Annotated in this window: 22 protein-coding genes, 1 tRNA gene and 4 pseudogenes; 11 read left to right on the forward strand and 16 right to left on the reverse strand. The window is 44.6% G+C overall.

The window, feature by feature from the left end; translation table 11 throughout:
* Window positions 1-146: 146 nt before the first annotated feature.
* A pseudogene (locus tag IM322_RS02385) lies at window positions 147-353 on the reverse strand (hypothetical protein); the annotation flags it as partial.
* 673 nt (window positions 354-1,026) lie between these two features.
* Here IM322_RS02385 and IM322_RS02390 point away from each other — a divergent pair.
* From IM322_RS02390 to IM322_RS23135, 4 genes are all read left to right on the forward strand, one after another.
* The gene (locus IM322_RS02390; protein WP_287079744.1) at window positions 1,027-1,254 is read left to right on the forward strand and encodes a hypothetical protein; all 228 of its coding nucleotides are present in this window, start codon (window positions 1,027-1,029) and stop codon (window positions 1,252-1,254) included.
* On the forward strand, window positions 1,251-1,526 hold the full coding sequence (locus IM322_RS02395) for a ParE family toxin-like protein (protein WP_046660479.1): 276 nt from the start codon (window positions 1,251-1,253) through the stop codon (window positions 1,524-1,526). Before IM322_RS02390 ends, IM322_RS02395 begins: the two co-directional genes overlap by 4 nt.
* 279 nt (window positions 1,527-1,805) lie before the next feature.
* On the forward strand, window positions 1,806-2,030 hold the full coding sequence (locus IM322_RS02400) for a DUF433 domain-containing protein (RefSeq protein ID WP_286825406.1): 225 nt from the start codon (window positions 1,806-1,808) through the stop codon (window positions 2,028-2,030).
* Complete coding sequence (locus IM322_RS23135) at window positions 2,027-2,209, forward strand: DUF5615 family PIN-like protein (protein WP_323801819.1); 183 nt, start codon at window positions 2,027-2,029, stop codon at window positions 2,207-2,209. The genes IM322_RS02400 and IM322_RS23135 overlap by 4 nt, the downstream gene beginning before the upstream one ends.
* A 25-nt stretch (window positions 2,210-2,234) precedes the next feature.
* Here the strand turns inward: IM322_RS23135 and IM322_RS02405 are convergent, their stop codons facing one another.
* The 5 genes from IM322_RS02405 to IM322_RS02425 all read right to left on the reverse strand — a co-directional run bounded on the left by IM322_RS02405 (window position 2,235) and on the right by IM322_RS02425 (window position 6,533).
* The gene (locus IM322_RS02405) at window positions 2,235-2,876 is read right to left on the reverse strand and encodes a class I SAM-dependent methyltransferase (protein WP_286825408.1); all 642 of its coding nucleotides are present in this window, start codon (window positions 2,874-2,876) and stop codon (window positions 2,235-2,237) included.
* 100 nt (window positions 2,877-2,976) lie between these two features.
* A complete protein-coding gene (locus IM322_RS02410) occupies window positions 2,977-3,330 on the reverse strand; it encodes a DUF1257 domain-containing protein (protein ID WP_002731874.1) in 354 nt (117 codons plus the stop codon).
* 134 nt (window positions 3,331-3,464) lie between these two features.
* Complete coding sequence (ycf46, locus tag IM322_RS02415; protein WP_287674231.1) at window positions 3,465-4,976, reverse strand: stress-responsive protein Ycf46; 1,512 nt, start codon at window positions 4,974-4,976, stop codon at window positions 3,465-3,467.
* Between the two features lie 53 nt (window positions 4,977-5,029).
* Window positions 5,030-5,380 (reverse strand): slr0373 family blue light stress response protein, encoded by a 351-nt coding sequence (locus IM322_RS02420; RefSeq protein WP_287674232.1) that lies wholly within the window; start codon window positions 5,378-5,380, stop codon window positions 5,030-5,032.
* Between the two features lie 397 nt (window positions 5,381-5,777).
* Complete coding sequence (locus IM322_RS02425; protein WP_286824666.1) at window positions 5,778-6,533, reverse strand: amino acid ABC transporter ATP-binding protein; 756 nt, start codon at window positions 6,531-6,533, stop codon at window positions 5,778-5,780.
* Window positions 6,534-6,731: 198 nt separating this feature from the next.
* Between IM322_RS02425 and IM322_RS02430 the strand changes: the two genes are divergently transcribed.
* Window positions 6,732-8,243 (forward strand): ABC transporter permease subunit, encoded by a 1,512-nt coding sequence (locus IM322_RS02430; RefSeq protein WP_287674233.1) that lies wholly within the window; start codon window positions 6,732-6,734, stop codon window positions 8,241-8,243.
* A 246-nt stretch (window positions 8,244-8,489) separates the two neighbouring features.
* On the opposite strand, the gene IM322_RS02435 is transcribed toward IM322_RS02430, so the two are convergent.
* Both IM322_RS02435 and IM322_RS02440 read right to left on the reverse strand, forming a co-directional pair.
* Complete coding sequence (locus tag IM322_RS02435) at window positions 8,490-8,963, reverse strand: hypothetical protein (protein WP_287674234.1); 474 nt, start codon at window positions 8,961-8,963, stop codon at window positions 8,490-8,492.
* A 472-nt stretch (window positions 8,964-9,435) separates the two neighbouring features.
* Window positions 9,436-9,999, reverse strand: a complete 564-nt coding sequence (locus tag IM322_RS02440) for a hypothetical protein (RefSeq protein ID WP_287674235.1) — start codon at window positions 9,997-9,999, stop codon at window positions 9,436-9,438.
* 237 nt (window positions 10,000-10,236) lie between these two features.
* Here IM322_RS02440 and IM322_RS02445 point away from each other — a divergent pair.
* Window positions 10,237-10,357, forward strand: a pseudogene (locus IM322_RS02445) (IS630-like element ISMae27 family transposase); the annotation flags it as partial.
* Window positions 10,358-10,477: 120 nt separating this feature from the next.
* A pseudogene (locus tag IM322_RS23640) lies at window positions 10,478-10,594 on the forward strand (transposase); the annotation flags it as partial.
* A gap of 211 nt (window positions 10,595-10,805) precedes the next feature.
* On the opposite strand, the gene thiD reads toward IM322_RS23640, so the two are convergent.
* From thiD to IM322_RS02465, 3 genes are all read right to left on the reverse strand, one after another.
* The gene (thiD, locus tag IM322_RS02455; RefSeq protein WP_287674236.1) at window positions 10,806-11,606 is read right to left on the reverse strand and encodes a bifunctional hydroxymethylpyrimidine kinase/phosphomethylpyrimidine kinase; all 801 of its coding nucleotides are present in this window, start codon (window positions 11,604-11,606) and stop codon (window positions 10,806-10,808) included.
* A gap of 6 nt (window positions 11,607-11,612) precedes the next feature.
* Complete coding sequence (gene ftsZ / locus IM322_RS02460) at window positions 11,613-12,860, reverse strand: cell division protein FtsZ (RefSeq protein WP_287674237.1); 1,248 nt, start codon at window positions 12,858-12,860, stop codon at window positions 11,613-11,615.
* Window positions 12,861-13,052: 192 nt separating this feature from the next.
* Window positions 13,053-13,874, reverse strand: coding sequence for a cell division protein FtsQ/DivIB (locus IM322_RS02465; RefSeq protein ID WP_286826508.1), 822 nt, complete (start codon window positions 13,872-13,874; stop codon window positions 13,053-13,055).
* 245 nt (window positions 13,875-14,119) lie between these two features.
* Here IM322_RS02465 and ctpC point away from each other — a divergent pair, with 245 nt between their 5' ends.
* The gene (gene ctpC / locus IM322_RS02470) at window positions 14,120-15,412 is read left to right on the forward strand and encodes a carboxyl-terminal processing protease CtpC (protein WP_287674238.1); all 1,293 of its coding nucleotides are present in this window, start codon (window positions 14,120-14,122) and stop codon (window positions 15,410-15,412) included.
* Here ctpC and IM322_RS02475 read toward each other — a convergent pair.
* On the reverse strand, window positions 15,402-15,587 hold the full coding sequence (locus tag IM322_RS02475; RefSeq protein ID WP_002736073.1) for a hypothetical protein: 186 nt from the start codon (window positions 15,585-15,587) through the stop codon (window positions 15,402-15,404). The two genes, ctpC and IM322_RS02475, sit on opposite strands and share 11 nt — an antisense overlap.
* Window positions 15,588-15,914: 327 nt before the next feature.
* Here IM322_RS02475 and IM322_RS02480 point away from each other — a divergent pair.
* Window positions 15,915-15,987 (forward strand) — tRNA-Gln (locus IM322_RS02480).
* Window position 15,988: 1 nt separating this feature from the next.
* Here the strand turns inward: IM322_RS02480 and IM322_RS02485 are convergent.
* Together IM322_RS02485 and IM322_RS02490 are read right to left on the reverse strand one after the other, a co-directional pair.
* Entirely contained in the window at window positions 15,989-17,038 is a 1,050-nt protein-coding gene (locus IM322_RS02485) for an AI-2E family transporter (protein WP_287674239.1), read from the reverse strand.
* A 21-nt stretch (window positions 17,039-17,059) separates the two neighbouring features.
* Window positions 17,060-17,233, reverse strand: coding sequence for a hypothetical protein (locus tag IM322_RS02490; RefSeq protein WP_261779606.1), 174 nt, complete (start codon window positions 17,231-17,233; stop codon window positions 17,060-17,062).
* Between the two features lie 295 nt (window positions 17,234-17,528).
* On the opposite strand from IM322_RS02490, the gene IM322_RS02495 reads away from it, so the two are divergent.
* Together IM322_RS02495 and IM322_RS02500 are read left to right on the forward strand one after the other, a co-directional pair.
* The gene (locus tag IM322_RS02495) at window positions 17,529-17,927 is read left to right on the forward strand and encodes an FHA domain-containing protein (protein WP_287674245.1); all 399 of its coding nucleotides are present in this window, start codon (window positions 17,529-17,531) and stop codon (window positions 17,925-17,927) included.
* Between the two features lie 154 nt (window positions 17,928-18,081).
* Window positions 18,082-18,474, forward strand: coding sequence for a DUF4278 domain-containing protein (locus IM322_RS02500; protein ID WP_287674241.1), 393 nt, complete (start codon window positions 18,082-18,084; stop codon window positions 18,472-18,474).
* A gap of 456 nt (window positions 18,475-18,930) precedes the next feature.
* Here the strand turns inward: IM322_RS02500 and IM322_RS23140 are convergent.
* Together IM322_RS23140 and IM322_RS02515 are read right to left on the reverse strand one after the other, a co-directional pair.
* Window positions 18,931-19,515 (reverse strand): annotated as a pseudogene (locus IM322_RS23140) (DUF4276 family protein).
* Complete coding sequence (locus tag IM322_RS02515) at window positions 19,515-20,699, reverse strand: AAA family ATPase (RefSeq protein WP_287674244.1); 1,185 nt, start codon at window positions 20,697-20,699, stop codon at window positions 19,515-19,517. Before IM322_RS02515 ends, IM322_RS23140 begins: the two are co-directional and overlap by 1 nt.
* Window positions 20,700-21,114 lie beyond the last annotated feature (415 nt).

Genomic DNA, 21,114 nt, shown 5'->3' on the forward strand with positions numbered 1-21,114 from the left:
AAATTGTCTGCTCAATTTTTTGATAATTGACCACTGTTACATTTGGTAAATCGAGGAGTTGCTCAAAATTTATCCACATAACCCACCTCCTGTTCTGTGTTACTATTATACCATGCTCACACAGAACCTAGAAGAGCCAAAAAGGAAGGAACCACTTGCTGTTCAATCATCGCCTCGGATTTAGTTTGTTCGGCTGCCGCTAAAACCTTGGCTGCGGTGGGTTCCTTTTGTAACTTTTGCTTAATTTTTTGCCACAATTCTACACCTTTATCCATTGCTCCTTCCGTTAATTTACCGATAACAGCTTCAAAGGCGATTTTAGCGATTTCGGCGGCGGCTAATTCTGCTAACATAATCATCAATTGCGAGAATTTTTCGCCATTCTAGCACAACTATTTTTTTTAGGGTAAAATTGGTTCTCCTATCCCAATTGTCTCGTGGCTAGGTTCTCAGCTGTACTGCATCTAAACTGCATATTAGAAATATTACTACAAATGCTCAAACTTCCTCTCTAGTCTTAACCAGCAATTTAGATAATGAAAACCAGATAAAATCTCAAGTTGAAGCAGGGAATGACGGCAAAGTTGTGGCGATTGATCTTGAAAATCGATACAGGTTTTAATGGTTGGCTTTCACTACCACCAAACCTGATCAATCAGCTAAATCTGAAATGGAAAAGACGAGGACGTGCTATTCTTGGTGATGGTAGCGAATGCGTTTTTAATATTTACTAAGCATCGATAGTCTGGGATGGAGTTTTTCTAACAATTCCAATCGATGAAGCAGATTCAGAACCCCTTATTGGTATGTCGTTGATGGAGGGTTATCAACTGCTCGTTCAAGTCTTTGAAGGAGGCAATGTACAGCTTCAAAAAGTAAGAAGTGTCTAACAAATCACGACACCCGACCCTATGCTAGACTAATCATATCATCCAAAGCTACTGACGGCGGGTGAGTTAAACCGTTAGATGGCAAAAGTAGAAAAAGTAGTAAAATAGCTCAATACCCGTAAAACATGAACAAAACATGACTACTCTATTGCAAAAAGCATTCACAGAAATCCAGAAACTGCCAGAGCATCTTCAAGATGAACTTGCTCAACAATTGCTGCAAGATATTGAAAGTGAATTAAAATGGCAGAAAAGCCTTTCCAACGAGGATCTGGAATTGGGAGCTTTAATAACAATGGCACAGGAAGCTCTGATAGAAGAACAAGAGGGGAGAACAGAAGATAAAGGCTTTGGGGAAGAATGAAGTCAGCCAGAACCAAGAGGTTTCGTCAACTTTTTCTAAGTTTGCCGCAAAGGGTACAAGAAACAGCCAAGAAAAATTACGAGATTTGGAAAGAAAATCCATTTCACCCCAGCCTAGAGTTCAAAGAGGTGAAACCAAGAGAAAAAATCTGGTCAGTCAGAGTCGGCATTGGATGGCGAGCATTAGGAATTAAGAAGTCAGACGAAGAAAAAATAGTTTGGTTCTGGGTTGGCTCCCACTCCGAGTATGACAAGATTCTAGGTAAGAATTAGGGCTGGCTGAATAAATCTAAAAACCTTGTTGGGTAAGACTTTTAGACCTTTTGTCAATCAAAAAGTACTGGATATGGGAGTGATCGGGGGGAAAATTCAGGTACTTTTTCCCTGAAAATTAGGTAACTGACTACCTCAAAACCGGTAAAACCCCACACCCCACACCCCACACCCCACACCCTGCCCCCACCGAAAAACTTTTTGCCGCAAACCCTAATTATTTTGGGAATTGTGGCTGGAATCTTTTCGATAAACACTTAATTGTGGAGGTTAGATCAAATGTCAAAATTACTTGAACGAATCACAGTAAATCCCAAACAGTGTGGTGGTCGCCCCTGTATTCGTGGCATGAGAATTCGCGTGTCTGATGTTTTAGATCTATTTGCAGCAGGGCTGAGTGCTGAACAAATTTTGGAAGAACTACCAGATCTAGAAATGGATGACTTAAAAGCATCGCTTACCTACGCTTCATGTAAACTCAATCACCCTGTTTTAATTGCTTGACCAAGGATAGCGATTTCGTAGATTTAGTTGAACGTTGGCAAGCACCCCCACAAATCAATTGGTTAACTTGTGGAAATACATCGAATGCTCGGTTGCGTGAAATTCTCAGCTTGACTTTACTTGATGCGTTAGATCTGTTGAGGTCTGGTGAAAAATTAGTGGAGATTAGTGGGGGTTAATACGGCAGTAATCTTGTACTGAATTTTAACTGCGTTTTCCTATCACTGCATAGAAGGGATCAGCAACCATAATTCCTAACATTTGCAGGAAACTGGGGGTAGTAGCAGGACGAACGATCGCCTGTACTTCCCTAAATCCCGCCACCGATTGAAAATAGGATTTCACTAACGCCACCCGGCCTAAATCACTATTATCGCGCCAAGCAGCGATCGCTTTTTGATAAAACATTCGATTGGAAAAACTGACCACCACCAGACCATGGGGCCTTAAAATGCGATACAGTTCCGCAAAAATCGCCTCTGGATACTGCAAATACTGCACCGACACCGTGATTAACACCGCGTCAAAAGAACTATCCTCTAGGGGCAATTTTGGCTGTGCATTGAGGTCTTGGATAAAATAACTATGCAAGCGGGGATTTTTGGCTAACTCCTCCCCATTCATCCCGTGACCTTCGATATGCTCAAATTCCATCTCCTCCGGTAAATGGGACACCCAGCTACTCATCAGGTCTAAAAGGCGCGTATTCGGCGATAATATCTCTCGGTAGAGAGCGGTTAATTGATCGATAAAACCCTGATCCACGTGGGTGACAAAGCGGGGAAAAGCATAAAAATCGCTGTCTTGAGTCGGATCGAGTTTAGTTCTTTCTTGGGGTCGGAGCATTTTTGTCAAGTTAATTTTACCATTCTTAACATACCCCACAGACAGAAAAAAGGGTTAACCGAACTGGTCAACCCCTAGGCTTGGGAACGCGCTGTAAATATTAGCTTTGAACGACTAGCTTAACGTTAGCGTTTTGCAGACCGCGCTGTTTCACTTCGGATAGGGTTTTGTTCACAGCGTATTTTTGGTTGATCGAGTTGATCAATTCGGTTTGATTGTGTTTTTTGGCTACACCCCAGAGGTCAGCGATTAAATCGAAACTGCCGTCGGTATTGCGAGACCAACCGAGATCATATTCGCCATCGAGAACAGCAACGATGTCAGAGCGAACCCGTTGACCGTTGTAACCACGAACATCGGCTTCGGTTTTCACGCTAATGCCGAGGTCGCGGAGAGAAGCTTTGAGGATTTCGGCATCGGTGATTTTGGTCCGGAGAGTGCTAAAATGAGACATTGGAATTTCCTCTTTGTAGATAAGAATCAACAACAACAGATTGAGAGTTAAAGAGTGCCGCCAAGCGGCTTTTCGAGGCATTGCTAGTCCCTGAGAACTAGCCTTTCATCCCGTTGGGAGCGGGCGAAAGTCTGTTAGAACTCCAATCGCTGGTACTCAGCGACGGAGGCCGAAGCAGGTCGGGCGCGTTGTCTGGCCCAATCACGCAGGGCAGTCACCTGTTCGGTCATGGTGCGAGATAGGGGCAGAGTCGCCTTAATCGCCGCAATAATGTCCAATTGCGTAAATTCGCGATCTTGGGCGAAGGCCTCATACATGGCGGCAATCAGCGCCTGTTCTATTTCCGCACCAGAAAACCCATCGGATACCTTGGCTAACTGCTCCAAATCGAAGCGAGAAATGTCGGAGCGTCGTTTAGTCAGGTGAATATTAAAGATATCTTGTCTTTCTTCGGAATTGGGCAAATCCACAAAGAAGATTTCATCGAAGCGCCCTTTGCGGAGGAATTCCCCCGGTAGCCGTTCAATCCGGTTAGCTGTGGCCATAACAAAGACGGGCGAGGTTTTTTCCTGCATCCAGGTCAGGAAGGAGCCGAAGATGCGGCTAGAGGTTCCCCCATCGGAATCGGCGGATCCTGTGCCACCGGCAAAAGCTTTATCTAATTCATCGATGAAAAGAATGGCCGGAGAGATGGATTCGGCAGTTTTTAAGGCATTACGCAGGTTAGCCTCAGACCGTCCCACCATGGAACCATCATAAACCCGTCCCATATCTAAGCGCAGGAGCGGTAAACCCCAGAGGCGCGAGGTGGTTTTAGCGATTAAGGACTTACCACAGCCTGGTACTCCTAAAATTAGCATCCCTTTCGGTTGGGGGAGTCCGTAACCTCTGGCTCTTTCTGTAAAGGCGTTTGAGCGCTGTTTTAACCATTTTTTTAATTCTTCCAGACCCCCGACGGCGTTGATGGTCTCGTCTTCTTCAACGTATTCTAAAATTCCGTTGCGGCGAATCAGTTGTTTTTTCTCGGAAAGGACGATTTCTACCTCGTCTTCCGTCAATTTGCTCGCTTTTACATGGGCTTTGCGGTAAACTTTTTCGGCTTCATCTTTGGTTAAGCCTAAGGCAGCTTTCAGGAGTTTTTCCCGGACCTCTGTGGTGGTACGACGATTTTGATTTCTGGTTAGGTGTTGCGAGAGAACCGTATCTAACTCTCCCATGTCCGGCAGGGGAAAATCTAGAACTACTACGTCTTTCTCTAGTTCTATGGGGACTTCTTGCAGGGGAGACATTAAAATAATGATTTTTTCAGTTCCTTTAAAGCTGGCGATCGCATCTCTTAACCAGCGAGTGACCGGAGCGGAAGTGATGAACGGATGCAGGTCTTTGAAGATGTAGATGCCCGCTTCCCGTTGACGCACCACCCATTCGATCGCCGCTTCTGGCGACACGGTATTATGTTGATTGGTTTGGCGCGGTTGACCCTGTTCGATCATGCCGTGGGTGACAGTCCAGACAAACACCCGTCGATGTTGTGTATTTAGTTGGGCTATTTTGCTGATGGCTTCTTCCGCCCTTTCCTCCTCGGAGGTGACGAGGTAAATCAGGGGATACTGAGCCTTGACGAGAATTTCTAGCTCTTCTTTCATAACATCGACCCTATTTGTGGTAACGGTTTAGACCTTGGGCGGCTACCGAGAGTTTAGCAGGGAACTAAGGCTGCTTCTCCCTCTGCGGTTCCTTGAGCACCAACGGGTTCGGGAACTTCGAGCGGGAACTCGTCGCCGACTATTCCGGGCTGGCGTTTGATTGACCTTAGCCGATCTTCTTTTATTACTAAGGCGGCATCACACTCGGGACAGACATGAACCTGATAGGTTTTGCCATAGGCGGTGGCTTCGATTTCTTCTACCTTGTCGGGGTATTTTAGGTAGAAAGCGATCGCTTTCTCCACCAGCCCTGACATCGATTCTTCATCGATCGCGGCTCTTATTTTTAGTTGACGATGGACTCCAGGGGGAAGGTACAGTGTGACTTTTTGCTTGTCTTGCATATCACTAAATTGGTTTACCCGGGTATGTGTCCTTACTATAACCACTGTCTTTCCCTCCTGTCAAGATGGTAAGCTGTTATGACAGCATAATTGTAACATTTCTTTACAATTGGTGGGAAAGTGGGATGAGGAAGTGGGGAGTATTTTCAGTGAACAGTGAACAGTAAACAGTAATCAGTGAACTGAAAACTCACATCTGATCACTGATAACTGATACAAGTCTGTCTCCTGAATTCAGCAAACCCTAATTAGGGTCTGCTGAAAAAGTTTTTCGGTGGGGGTAGGGTGTGGGGTGTGGGGTGTGGGGAAATTGAACTAAAACCCCAAAACCCCAAAACCCCAACCCCCAACACCTAAAACCTGACTCCTGAATACTGACTCCTGAATTCAGTAAACCCTAATTACTATTGATGCGACTTAAAAAAGCTTGTAGGCGCTCGCTGTGGGGATGATTAAAGAAGGTGTCGGGATCAGCTGCTTCTTCGATGACACCTTGATTGAAGAACAAAACCTTGTTAGAGACTTCCTTAGCGAACTGCATTTCGTGGGTGACGACCACCATAGTCATACCCTCATCGGCCAATTGACGCATAACGTTTAACACTTCCCCAACCAATTCCGGATCCAGGGCCGAAGTGGGTTCATCAAATAAAATCACCTCTGGTTTCATGCAGAGACTGCGAGCGATCGCCACCCGTTGTTTTTGTCCTCCCGATAACTGGTCAGGATAAACATCGGCTTTTGGGGCCAATCCCACCTTTTCCAGATAATGAATTGCCGTATCTTTAGCCTCGTTTTCCGAGTGGTGTAACACTTGCTTGGGGGCCAACATCAAGTTTTGTAAAACGGTGAGATGGGGAAAAAGATTAAAGTGTTGAAACACCATGCTTACCCGGCTGCGTAACTTGCGGAGGACCGATTGATTTAACTTCGGGGAAGAGATGTCAATTCCCATCACCTCCAAGCGGCCGCCGTTAATTGTTTCCAAACGATTGAGACAGCGTAAAAAGGTACTTTTGCCGCAGCCAGAGGGACCGATTACCGATACCACATCCCCTTGATAAAGAGTGCCTGTAACTCCTTTAAGTACCTCTAAAGGGCCGTAACTTTTGCGTAAACCTTCACTGACAATCACAGGGGTAGTAGTGGTCATGATATCCTCTCGTAAAAAATTTTACATTCTGTATAAAGGTATCGAGATTAGTTTCTGCCAGATTGTATCCTTGACGACATTTTATCAAAGGTAATAATCATAATACTCAAATAGTCTCTCTACATCTGCCTTAAGTGAGAAGTAGGTCAGAGTTTCTAGCTTAATTGAGCAAAAAAATCAAGGAGTAAAACTTAAAAAATGATTAAATTTTGGCGAGGGCGGGCGGTGCAGAGAGGGATCTTTGCCTTGTTAGGATTAGTCTTGGCGATCGGATTAAGTGTTATTCCCGCTTTTTCTCAGACTCCTCCTAATCCTTTTCGAGTCGCCACAGAAGCGACTTTTCCGCCCTTTGAATTTCAACAAGGGGGACAATTAACCGGGTTTGATATCGATTTAATGCGGGCGATTGGCAAGGAAGCCGATCTCAACATTGACTTTAGAAATTTACCCTTTGATGGCATTATTCCGGCTCTACAAGCGAGAACAGTGGAAGCCGCTATTAGTGGCATGACCATCACCTCCGAACGCGCCCAAGCGATTTCTTTTTCTCGACCTTATTTTAGGGCTGGTTTAGCGATCGCTGTTCGGGAAGATAATCGGACGATTAAAAATTTTGAAGACTTAAAAGGCAAAAGAATTGCCGTTCAAATTGGCACTACGGGAGCCTTAGAAGCGACAAAAATACCGGGAGCAACAGTTAGTCAATTTGACTCGGCGGCTTTAGCTTTGCAGGAATTAATTAATGGTCGAGTCGAGGCGGTAGTTAACGATAAACCCGTGACTTTGTATGCAATTAAACAAGCGGGTTTACGGGGAGTAAAAGTGGTCGGAGAATTATTAACGGAAGAATTCTATGGCATTGCTTTACCCAAAAATTCCCCCTATCTCCAATTAATTAATGATGCTCTCGGTCGAGTCATAGAAAGTGGTCAGTACGATGCTATTTTTCGGCAATGGTTTGGAGAAAAACCGCCAGAATTACCTTTAGTTGCCCCAGCTTTAAAGAATTTACAGGAATCGAGTTTTAACTGGGGAGAATTATTCTATAACCTGATTTTTAAAGGGGTTCCTTGGACAATTTTGTTAACGGTTCTGTCTTTTCTGTTCGGGTTAATCGGCGGAACTTTAGTGGCTATTGCCCTGATTTCTCCCTACAAATGGTTAAAAATAATTTGCCGCATCTATGTGGATTTCTTTCGGGGAACACCCATGCTGGTGCAATTATTCTTGATCTATTTTGGTTTGCCCGGGTTGTTCCGAGAAATTGGCTTAAATATCGACTTAGATCGTTTACCGGCGGCCTTATTTGCCCTAAGTTTAAATGTGGCGGCCTATTTAGCTGAAATTATGCGCGGCGGTATTCAATCGATCGATAATGGTCAATGGGAAGCTTGTTCTAGTTTAGGAATGTCCCCGATGCAAACCATGCGCGAGGTGATTTTTCCCCAAGCGTTTCGCCGGATGTTGCCACCGTTGGGGAATGAATTTATCACCCTAATTAAAGATACCAGTTTAGCGGCAGTAATCGGTTTTGAAGAATTATTCCGGCAAGGTCAATTAATGGTAGCCACTACCTATAAAGCTTTCGAGATTTATATCGCTGTTGCTGTAGTTTATTTGGTTTTAACTACCCTTTCCTCTGTGGTATTTAAGCGCTTAGAGATTTATATGGATCCCCTACATAAATCTAAACAGGAACAGAAAGCCTAAGATAGCGATCGAGATGAAAAGTTTTCGGGTATGAATTAGCTTTGATACCCGATTTTTTTGACGATGATCGATATTTCAAGCATTAAACTATAGCAAATCGGGCAAAGGACAGTTAGGGTAGAAAGAAAGAAGTTTTATAGTTGCACACGGGGTTAGAGATAGCGGGGGAATTTACCAGAATGTAGCGCACAAGTCCTAGTTTTTATCAAATACTGGCAACCAACTCTTGAAAAGCTAAAAATATGCCTAGAAATCACCACCGAACTCTTGAGGCAGCGAGCGCAGTATATCCGGCCCCAAAGTTGTCTTACCAGTTTGTACTAACCAACGTTCCAAGTTACGATTGGCATCGATAAACTTCTGGGATGAGTCTCCCTTGTATCCGACCACTAATCCATCCGAACAAACGATCCACTCGAATCCAGCGATCGCACCTTCGGGATTACTGAGGATCACCCCTCGATAACCCAAATTGCCACTAGGTTCACCGGCGTTGGTAGGGGACAAACGCTGCAGTCGTTGGAGTAGTTCCTGACTATCGCGCTCGTTAAGAGTCCAATGGGGATTGGGACGACCACTAAATATATCGAGTTCTACTTGCACAATGGCCTCCACTGTCTGAGTGTAAACTATTAGGCCGAGCAGGCAAAAGAGGGAGATGGCGATCGCCATAATTGCTGCCACCTTTCCCCTCCTTCCCTCGGGTTCTACCTTAGCCATCTAACTGACCTGAGTTGAAACGTTTAACGAATTTTTTGGCTCTTACAAGTATAGAAATAGCCACAAAATTGCGTATAAATTCCGCGATTACAGGTTTCGGGATTTGTAATCACCCGGTTACTATTATCAACATTTCTGACCGGCGTGGAACCAGGTTTATGACTCCAGAAACCCTCTTTATTCAGTCGATACCAGTGGAAATCTCGTCCTGGAGCTATAACTAGGGCGACCAGATAGCGAGGGGCTTCGGAGGCGGGGAAACAATTATAACGCACGTGTAAGCCATCACACAGGGAAGCTCGGGTCACTTCCGCACAGGTGAGCGAGCGGTAGATATTACCACAACCGCGTCCGGGTTGGGCAAAGGTATCGGTGCGTTTGTTACTGGCGTAATTGTAGCAGTTATTGTTCCGCAGGATAAGCTAAACGGCGCTTAACCTGCATGATCCAATAGCTATAACCCTTTTGGAGTCTATATCGGTGATCCGAAGTAAAAGCCGTTTAGCTTAGTTGCGTTGTTGTTCCAGAAATTGGGATTATAAGCTCCCAATTCGTATTGGCAGGCGGCCTTGGGGGTTTCGAGGGGGATTTCGACAGCTTCGGGGGATAATTCTAATCCTTCCGTATCGAGGAGCGTCAAGCGCTCACCTACATATAATTGTTCCTGCAAAAACCCCTGTAGATCTGCATCTAAAGATAGAGCTTCTTCTTCAGGGGTCATTCTGGTGGTTATTTCGGCACTATTGATTAAACCGACCAGTCTTTCCGCAATAGCATTAGCTTTAGAACTGATAGCATACTGTCCAGCCGCTAAATAAATACTCTCTGGCAGATTGTAATTGCGGCCCACCTCATCGTTGAGGGGTTCTACTAAAAATCCCCGTAATCCTAGACCAGCGTTGGCTGGTGCCGATTTAGCGATGACACTAGCATTATTAGCGATTTCCCGCAGGGTAGCGCGAATTTCCTGTTCATCGCTGATAATCCACTCCGGATTCGCTCGTCCAGAATATAGATCCGCAGTAATTTTTAACATCTTTTTTCCCTTTGTTTGAAGTCAACAATCTTGTCTTAGGTGCTCAGTGACTTGTCCCACGAGTGTCAGATTTATGCACTCGCAAAAGTGACTTGCTCCCAGACACTCCTACCATACATTTAAGAAAATACGGGAGCATCTCTCTTAGGTCATAAGTAGAAATATTTAAGGGGTAATACCATTTTTTAAAAAGTATGTTATACTCAGTAACCGGACAATTTATGCAGTAAAAAGGCAATGAGTGGAGTCCCCAATCTTAATATTGCTGAGTCAGTAGAAGACTTAAAATCCTTACTAAAGCAACAAGTAACCTCTTTAAATTGCTAAAGTACAATCCTTATATATACTAAAAATTAGGCTCTTCTAGGTTCTGTATGAGGATGGTATAATGGTAATACAGAACAGGAGGTGGGTTATGTGGATAAATTTTGAGCAAATCCTCGATTTACCAAATGTAACAGTGGTAAATTATCAAACAAAGGAATTATTTCCCAAAGCTAAAATCGTCTATGACCGTTTTCATGTAATGGATATTATCCATGGAGAGCTTAATGAATTAAGAAAGTTAATGGGGGTACATGAAAAAGGATTACCCCGCTTGGGAATAGCCTAAGAAATGAAAGAAGAAATTAGACAAATTCATCAAGGTTGTAAGACGTTCAGAGGTGCTGAGAGAAAATTGTAAAATCTGAGTGGCCTGCAATTCTTTGACTAATTCTCGATAGACCGAGAGGGGAACCGAGGGGCGACCAGTGCAACTCTGGGGTACTGGGGGGGAAATACGCGGCGTAGTGGTCTTGAATTGACTAATTTAGGGCTTTTAAGGGGTAAAAATGCCCCACTGGACCGGTTCCGCGACCGATAGCGAGGGAATGATCGAGGGCGTTAGTAACGTAATCCTTGGCTTTTTTCACCGCTATTTTCAGGTCATCACCCAAAGCGAGGTTAGCGGCGATCGCTGCCGATAGGGTACAACCAGTCCCGTGAGTATTATTGGTTTCGACGCTTCTGGTCTTAAAAGTTTCCCATTCTTCCCCATCAAAGTAGATATCAACCCCACGCAGCCGGCCTTTCATGCCGCCACCTTTCACTAATACGGGTGTGGCCGACTTCTGGAAAATAATTTCGGCGGCCGCTTTCATCGCCTCAAAATTATTGATCTCAATGCCACTTAAAAGCTGTGCTTCGTAACGATTAGGGGTAATAATCGAAGCCAGAGGAATTAAACTATCAAAAAGACTATCTACAGCCCGATCATCAATTAATTTGGCTCCCACCCGCGAAACCATAACCGGATCCACCACTAAACTGGTCAAACGCCAGCGCTCGATCGCCTCGGTCACTGCTTCAATAATCTCGCTGCTAAACAGCATTCCTGTCTTGACCGCTGACACACCGATATCCCTGACCACGGCATCGATTTGGGCCGTCACCATTTCTGGACTTAAGGACTCGACGCGCTCGACCCCCAGGGTATTTTGGGCGGTAACGCAGGTAAGGGCGCTGGTGCCGTGAACTCGGTGGAAGGCGAAGGTTTTCAAATCCGCTTGAATTCCCGCGCCGCCACCACTATCGGAACCGGCGATGGTAAGGGCAATGGCAGTCATAGGAGGTTAGCGATCAAAAGGACGACGACGTTGCAAGAATTCGGGGATATCTAATCCCGGGGGTTTTGGTGGTTCGGGAGTGGGTGCTGGACTGGGTGCGGGGGCATTGATCACCACCTTGCTACTGGTGGGACGAGAGGGGGAATCGCCGGAAAAACCGGTGGCAATGACGGTAATTCTGACTTCTCCCTGCATTTTCTCGTCAATGACTGCCCCAAAGATGATATTAGCGTTGGGATCCACCACTTCATAGATAATTTCGGCGGCGGCATTGACTTCGTGTAGGGTTAGATCTTGACCACCAGTGATATTAAAGACTACACCTTTCGCCCCTTCGATCGAGGATTCCAGTAACGGCGAGGAAATAGCAGCGATCGCTCCTTCCTTAGCCCGAGATTTTCCGGAACCGATGCCGATGCCCATTAGGGCCGAACCCGCATCGGCCATCACTGCCCGCACATCGGCGAAATCCACATTCACCAGACCGGGGATAGTGATAATATCCGAAATCCCCTGTACCCCTTGTCGCAGCACATCATCAGCGACGCGAAAAGCCTCCTGTAGGGGAGTGTCGGCGGGTATTACCTGTAATAACTGGTTATTGGGGATAATAATCAGGGTATCGACCCGACTTTGTAAACCACCCACTCCTTCATCGGCCTGATTAGTGCGACGACGACCCTCGAAGGTAAAGGGACGAGTCACAACTCCCACGGTCAAACAGCCGATTTCCTTGGCAATTTCGGCCACAATTGGAGCGGCCCCCGTTCCCGTGCCGCCGCCCATGCCGGCGGTAATAAAGACTAGATCGGTTCCTTCCAATGCTTGGGCGATTTCATCCCGAGATTCTTCCGCCGCTTTCTGTCCGATCGCTGGATTGCCGCCCGCCCCTAGGCCGCGGGTTAATTTTGTCCCGATTTGTAACCTCTGGGGGGCGGAGGAATGGGCCAGGGCCTGGGCATCGGTGTTAATTGCCCAAAATTCGATTCCGGTCACGCCACTGGCGATCATGCGGTTAACGGCGTTACAGCCCCCACCGCCGACCCCGATCACCTTGATCTTGGCGACATTGCTTGGCACGATGCGATTACTACGACTTTCTTCTCGGGGTGTCATCTGTGATTCATGGGGGCGAGTAAATAATACTCCAGCATTATTCTGAGAGTAATGATTATCTTCGCTCATAGCTGAACTGGCATAATCGTTACTGTTCAGATTGGGATAGGTGGGAACGATTTCATTAATCGATGTCATTGGAATTGGAACACTCTTAGTACAAGATTCTGTTATTGATTTGATGAATTAGAGATGCAATGTTAACACTATCACTAATATTATGTCTGTTCCAGTATCTACATTATCAGTTTCTGGTTCAGAAAATCATAATTTGGGGTTTTTGGCAATACATAAAGGGAATAATTGCGGTTATTTGCTGATCAATTCCAGTTAATCCCTACCAGTTGCCGTTACTTTGGCAACGATAGGGGCTGGCTGCGGTTTTAATTGTACAGTGGGAGCATCGGGATTGCTCAGGTCAATGTAGAGAATTCGCGCTAGAGGTATCTTGGATGACAATTGCCGCGATTGTACGAGAGCGGTTAATTTTTCGGGCAATCTATCTTTATAAAAACCTAAATAGACCTGTCCCAGTTCAGTTTTTAGTACAAGATTACTAGGATTGCGCCAATCGATGGCGGTAACTTTAATCGATAAGTTATCAACTAAGGGATAAATTTTTTGCCACTGTTGTTGATATTGTCGGTCGTAACCAAGCACTTCTAAGCTAGGTAATTGGGTTTTGGGCAGAGTTCGACCATAATAGTTTTTAGGAATTATCGTTCCCGAGGCATCTAAAAAGCCTTGCTGTTGATGGGAACGCCAACGGGCAACGGGTTTTCTTTCTTGAATAGAAACAATCACTTTCGGGGGTAATAATTGCCGCTCGATCTTAACGTCGGCAATAGCGGGAATAGCCGCTAATTTTTCTCGCAATTGATGGGTAGGTAATTCCCAGAGAGACAGAGGATAGCTTAATTTTAGCCAAGCACGAATCGACTCGGGCGACATTAATTCCGTGCCTTCGATTTCCACCTGTCCGGCCTTGGTAATTGTCCAATAGGGCGAAGTCATCCCCCAAGCTAATCCCGTCGCTAAACCACTAACCACCAGAAAGCGACCCAAGGCTTGCCACACCTTCGATCGCCTTTGGTGGCGCAGGTTTTGTCGTTTTTGTTCCAGGGAGAGGGAAGAAAGGATTTGATCACTCATAGGGAAAATCCGGGACAGTTTTGCTGTTATCTTAGGTCGCGAGGTGGGCTGCTGGCAACTCGATCGCTACTCAAATAACCAGTTTGACAAAGAAGTAGATAATCAATGTTATAACAGTAGTAGTCTACAGGCGTTCTTTTGTCTGTCTCCAGGAAACCTAAACGCTCCTTTTTGCCAAGATATTTCGACGGTCAGCCAGAAAGAGCGTTCTGGCAAGAACAGCCTAATTTATCTGAAAATTACCTATGGTTATCAACAAACGCGGACTTGTTCTCGGTGCTACAGCAGTGGTCCTGTCTACCGTCGCCGTCACGGGGGCGGGATTCCGTCTCTCTCAAAGTCAAGCTTTTTTTCAGGAAAGTCCCAAGGAAACCGTTGATGAGGTTTGGCAGATCATCAACCGCACTTATTTAGATGGCACTTTTAATCAATCGGACTGGAACGCCATCCGCAATCAGTATTTAAATCGTTCCTACAAAAATCAAGAGGAAGCATACACCGCTATCCGCGAGATGTTGAAAACTCTCAATGATCCCTATACCCGTTTTATGGATCCCAAAGAGTTTAACAATATGAAGATCGATACATCAGGAGAATTGACCGGGGTAGGGATTCAACTGACCAAAGATGAGAAAACCAAGCAGTTAGTCGTGGTTTCACCCATTGAAGATACTCCCGCTTCTAAAGCTGGTGTGCTGCCTAAAGATGTGATTATTTCTATCGATGGTAAATCTACCGAAGGCATGGAACTGGAGCAAGCGGTGAGCATGATCCGCGGCAAAGTGGGGACAAGCGTTAAGATCACGATTCAACGGGGTGAGGAGAAGAAAGAATTGACTCTTACCCGGGCCAAAATTGAAATTCACCCGGTGCGCGCCCACACGGAAAACACCCCGATCGGTAAAATCGGTTATATCCGTCTTAATCAATTTAGCGCCCAAGCTAGTGGCGATATGAGTCAAGCGATTCGCGAATTGGAAACCGAAGATGTGAAAGGTTATATTCTCGATCTGCGTTCTAACCCCGGCGGTTTACTCTACGCCAGCATCGAAATCGCTCGGATGTGGATACCTGATGGTTTAATCGTCTCTACGGTCGATCGCAAAGGGGTGACGGAACGTCAACGGGCCAACAATCAAGCTTTGACTAATAAACCGCTGGTTGTCCTCGTCGATGGGGGTTCCGCCAGTGCTAGTGAAATTCTCTCCGGGGCTTTACAGGATCATGATCGGGCGGCTATTGTCGGTACGAAAACCTTTGGTAAGGGATTAGTGCAATCGGTACGCAGTCTCAGTGACGGTTCGGGATTAGCGGTGACGATTGCCAAGTATCTCACCCCCAAAGGACGCGACATCAATAAAGATGGTATTCATCCGGATGTGGAGTCGGAACTGAGCGAGGAAGATCGCAAAAATCTTCAACAGGAACGGGAGCGGGTGGGAACCTTCCAGGATCCTCAATTCAAGAAGGCTTTTGAAATCTTGGAAAAAGAAATCACTGAAGGCAAAAAAACGCCCACCAATACCGCTAAACAATAGGTTGACATTTGCCCGCTCGAATTAAACCCACCCGACGGGCGATCGCTTCTCCCCGCTCGGCAAAAGGACCCCAGTATTGACCATTGACTGGGGTTTTTCCGTTTTCTAGGGCTATAATCTGACAAATTCCGGTATTTTCCTGGACAATGTACCAGTTTTGTGCGCTATTATCCATAGATTTTTCTCCTTAATCCCTCTAAGCTAAGACGTATTTAGGGTCTGCGGCAAAAAGTTTTTCGTGGGGGCAGGGTGTGGGGTGTGGGGTGTAGGGTGTAGGGTTTTACCGATTTTGAGGTAGTCAGTTACCTAATTTTCAGGGAAAAAGTCCCGGAATTTTACCCCCGATCACTCCCAGGTTCGGCACTTTTTGAGGGAAAAAAAGTCTAAAAGCCTTATCCAACAAAGTTTTTAGATTTATTCAGCAAGCCCTAAGTAAAAAATTTTTATAAACTTCTTGACAAAACCGGGGAGATAAATGCTAGTATTAAAAAGGTCTGTCCAATGGGGATTAGCCAAGCGGTAAGGCAGCGGGTTTTGGTCCCGCCATTTCCTAGGTTCGAATCCTAGATCCCCAGTTTAAAAGTTTTTATCCCCGGTCTGCCAATGATTGAGAATATCCTCGATCAAAGCTTCCTTTAGCCAAATACGACCGATAAGCGTCAGGGGAACCGCCAGAAATAGCCCTAAAAAGCCAAAAATCGAGGCGAAAAACAACTGGGCCAACAGGGTAAAAGCGGGTAAGAGCTTGAGCGACCGCACTGTTAAAAGGGGCAGCGGTGAATGACGGTCGAAATATTGAATTAACAGATAAATACTGCTGTAGAGTAGTAAAACCGCCCAGGGTTGCCAGGGAGCTTCCAGAAGGGCGATAGAAAAGGGTAAAATCGTGCTTAAAACTGGCCCGAGGTTGGGGATAAAGGTGAGAAATCCCGCGAGAATAGATTGGGAAAAAGCGAGGGGAATGCCGATCAGGGATAGACCCAGGCAACTGCCCAAGGTCATAATCAACATATGACAGAAAATCCCTTTCAGCCAAGCTTTTAAATCTCGATCGCACTGTTCTAGGATCGATCGTACCCTAGAACGGTAGAAAGCAGGAAATAAACGCAGAAAACAACGGTGGTAAGCGGCAGGATCGGCGAGAATCATCAAGCCCAGGGCAACAATTAGCAGTAAGCTGAGGATAATGCCGAAAGTACCGTAAAAAATGCTTAAACCCCGGCCAGCAATTTGGTTAATCAGGGGTTGTAATTGAGCGAGCAGTGTTTTAAAGTCCGGTAAGACACTGGCCAGACTAGGATCGAGATAATCCTCAAGACTATGGACTTGTCCCCAGAGTCTTTCTATAGCTTGGGGTAATAAACTAAATAATTGGCGAAATTGTTGGACTAAAGCGGGTATAATCCCCACAAACATACCGATAATACCAATAAAGAAGCCAAAAAGAGTGATAATTAGGGCGTAGGAACGCTTGAGGTGATGACGATGCCACCAAGTCACAGCCAAATTTAAAATCTGAGCCAGAAGAATCGCCATCAATAATAATAAGAGAATCTGTCGAATCTGCCAGAGAATCAACAGACAAAAGACCAACAGAACTAAACCGAGGCTGCTGCCAAAAGTCATGATGAGTAAGGAGAAAAATTCCTAATCAGTTATTGTCCGTCTCCAGAGGGCAAAAACCGTGAGCAGAAAAGGAGTAAAAACCAGAATTAAAGTGTTAAGAGGACTGGGAGCGATCGATAATAAAGGGGCAAGATATTTAATTCCCAGGGAAATGAAAGCCGATATCAAGATTATTTTTATAATCAAGCCGCTCATAGATCAATGTTTAGGTGACACAAGCACTATCTTATCCCTGAAGAGGGTAAAAATTGCTCAAAATGTGGAAATCATACCCCATCAGTTTTATTAATACTAGGGCGAAGTGGCTAGATTTTCTGGGGGAGGTCGGTTCAGAGGGAACAGGAAAGTGTGAGACAATAGAAAGAAAAGGCTTAGTCAAGTAACTAGAGATTTTCATTACTAGGACTTAAGACTTAATGGCAAGGATGAATCTTGACAGCAAATAAGATTTACCCTGTCCACCGCCCCTATCGTGCTGCAAATAGTCACCGTGATCACTTTAACTCTTTTACACCCCAGTCAAGCCACGCCCCTACAACATTGGCAATTTGACAATGATCAATCAACCATTCTCATCGGCAGGGCGCTGGATAATCATGTAGTTCTCTATAGTGCTGTGGTTTCGAGGCGGCACTTAGAAATCCGCCATAATGATCGCGATAATTGGGAATTGGAAAATTTAGGGGCAAATGGGACGTTTCTCAATGGCAAACCGCTCGAGAAAACCGCCGTCGTCGATGGTATGGTGGTTCGTTTAGCCACCTCTGGCCCGCAAATTCAAATTCATCTCATCGATGAGGACGAGCAACCAAAATTAATCCTCAAACCCCTAGAGGCTCCTTTGGTGGGCGACCAAACCCAGCCAGAAAAGGATACTATAGCCAGCTAGAAAATATTAAATTTTTATAAAGTTTTTTCAATTTACCTAGCAAAATCTAAAAATAGATACAGAATAATAAATAAAATCTTCTAACTTGTTGTCCCTATATAGGGGCGACAAGGGGGATTAAAGTCACTTTAAAGCATTGCAGGGAGTCGGTGATATGACGTTAGCCTATCGAGGAGTTAAGTACGAAGGGGATTCTCTCCCCTTGGAGATGAATACTGGAGATATCGGGGGTAAATACCGAGGTCAACACTGGAATCACCATTATCCTCGCCATATGCTCCAATTAGAGCCGAAACTGCATCGTCAGTATCGTGGAGTTGCCTACAGCACCCGTCCTCATCTTGCCGGACAAGTCATCCCCAACACTTGTCCGTTACCGGTTGTCAAACCCCCTATTGTCGTCCAAGAGGAAACCCTTTCCAACGTCCATCTGAACAATATTCGTCTTCGTCTGGAACGTCGTTTACAAATCGCTCAAGAGAATGGTGACGAAAACCTCGTTAATCTCTTGAAAAAAGAATCCCAAGACTTAGCCTTAAACTGCTAGATTAGCGGTTTTTCCCCACTTTCCCCTCGGTTCTGCCGGGGGGAATATTTTTGGGCGCAAAAATGCCTAAATCTTCCCCCCGCTCACTCCCAGGGCCGACACTTTTTGATTTTAAAAAAGCCTAAAGATATTATCCAACAAGATTTTTAGATTTTTTCAGCCAACTCTAGTTAGGGTTTGCGGCAAAAAGTTTGTTGGTGGGGTTAGGAGTCGGTCGTCAGGAGTCGGTCGTCAGGAGTCGGGAGTTTCAGGCTTTGTTGCCCTCTCTTTTTTATACTAACTTATGTACTATAATAAGGATAATGCCAGGTTTTTGATGGTCCCAATCCGATTTTCGCAGCATGAACATCGGATTTTAACAGGTCAAAAGCCTTATTTTAAAAGGGTTTTACCATTATTCAGCAAACCCTAGTTAGGAGCTTACAGGCTTTTAATTATATTAGGTCGAGGTCTATTCTAGTTCGGATTGGGACGTTGTATCATTTCCACAACATTTTTGATACCTTGGATAAAAGTTTGAAAACTACGGGATTTATTTTCAGTTAGGGAAAGATGGGGGGCAATCTGTTTAGAGTAGGTTCCTGCATAATACTCTTTCACTAGCTTTTTTAATTCTTGTTTGGCCGAGTTAAGCTGGTCTGGTTCTCTGTATTTACTTTTATTTTGTTTTTGACCGAGACTATTTAAATTATACGCCTTGGCCACCGCTGCTAAATCTCCCAGAAACCAAGATTCTAATTCATGACAAATAATCCGAATTAATACTTGAGCATCACTGGCATTTTGACAAATTTACCCTAGTTCTTTTTTGAGTTTTTGACAATCGTGGGAATCCTGATCGTGAACAATAATAAATTTGGTATTGGGACTAGATTTCTTGAAAGCTTTGAGTTTTTTAGGAATAGATTTGGCTAGGTCTTGTTTACCTTGATGACTAATACATATATAGCTAATTTCTGGGGGAATAATTTTAGATAAAAGTTCGTTTAACACATTTTCTATAGATGACTCTTCTAGCAAAAATACGATATTATAGTTCATTATGGCGCTACTCCTTTAAACCAGCCTTGATTCCAAAGATAGCCGGGTAAATCGCCTTCTGCTACTAAGTTTTTGAGGATTTCGCTATCGGTAGCCCTATGGATTTGGGTGATACCTTGGGATTTAATTAGCCAGAAAATACTAGCTAGTGGAACCGCATTGAGAAAATCGGGGGAGTGGCTAGAAACAAATACCTGACCCCCCCGATAGCTATAGTGAGCGAATTCTTCGGCTAGTTCTTTTAATAAAGTAGGATAAAGTTGGTTTTCTGGTTCTTCGACACAGAGTAGGGGATGAGGATTCGGATCGAATAGTAATATTAAATAAGCGAACATTTTCATAGTCCCGTCAGAAACATAGCGATCAATAAAAGGGTCTTTAAATGCTTGATCTTGAAAACGTAAAATCAAGCGACCGTCTTCGGTTTCTTTGGCTTCCACAGAGGAAATACCCGGAACTCGTTGTTTCATTCTTTCGAGAATTTGCTGAAAAATTTCGGGATATTGTTGATAAATATATTGGGCAACTGTTGCCATATTATCACCCGTGGGGGATAAGTGTTCAGCGTAAGATATTTCTTTACTTCCTCTAGCTTCGCTAATGTGAAAGTCGGAAATGTGCCAATTTTCAATCAGAGAACGAAAGGCAGTAGCGGCTTTAAAACGTTGAAATTGTCCTAATCCTTTGAGCGCTAGTATATCGTTAGATTCTAGCTTTTGTTCTTCTCGATCGAGTTCTTTATCTGGTTTACTAAAATCTTCTTCATTGGTGATAGCATATCCTTGACCGCGTTGAAAATCTAAAAAATGAAAAGGTGCACCGTGTTCACCCCGTTTATAGCGAAGTATTTCGCGTTTGATCATGGGGCGATTTTCCTCTTGTCCAATTCTGAGTATATAAGTAACCAGACGTTCTGTATCTGAGATTTTCATCCGAAATTGCAGCTCGATTTCAATATCTTCTTTTTCTTGACCTCTGGTAATAACTTCTTTATAACCGCCCCGAATTTGTAAAGCTTGGCGAATGTTGTTTTTAAGGGCATCTCGCAGAAAACCAAAAATATCAAATAGGGTAGATTTTCCTGTCCCATTAGCTCCAATAATCACGCAAAAAGGGGGAATATCTCTTATGTGTATATTTTTAAACATACGATAGTTGGTTATTTTAATAGAAACAATTTTCATGACATAATCGAGCCGTTATAGTTTTTTTGATTATACGATTGATCAGGTGAAGATAATTGATCAATTAGCCAAAAAAGCCAGAGATTAGGCTCTCTTGGACATTGGGGGATAAATCAGCTAGAAACTAGAGAGGCAAGCTCAACCGCCTGAGGAAGCGACAAGAAACCAGACTCAACACAAGTTGCCCAAAATAGCGTAAATTGTCTTTGACATCCTCGCCGCCGTAAAACGGACGGCGATTCCTCACCACGCCACTTTTTTAGAATGGTCGCGTCAATGGGGTTGACGCTTCACGGGATGCTGCTTCTTTAACAGAAGTCTTACGCTTTCCTCCACGTCCGTTTAAAGTCTCCGAATGTCCTCCGGCGACCTTGATATTTACCGCAGCGTTTACATCTCGATCATGAAAAGTGCC

Origin of the sequence: Microcystis sp. M109S1 (genome assembly GCF_020247025.1) — a bacterium.
GTDB lineage: Bacteria > Cyanobacteriota > Cyanobacteriia > Cyanobacteriales > Microcystaceae > Microcystis.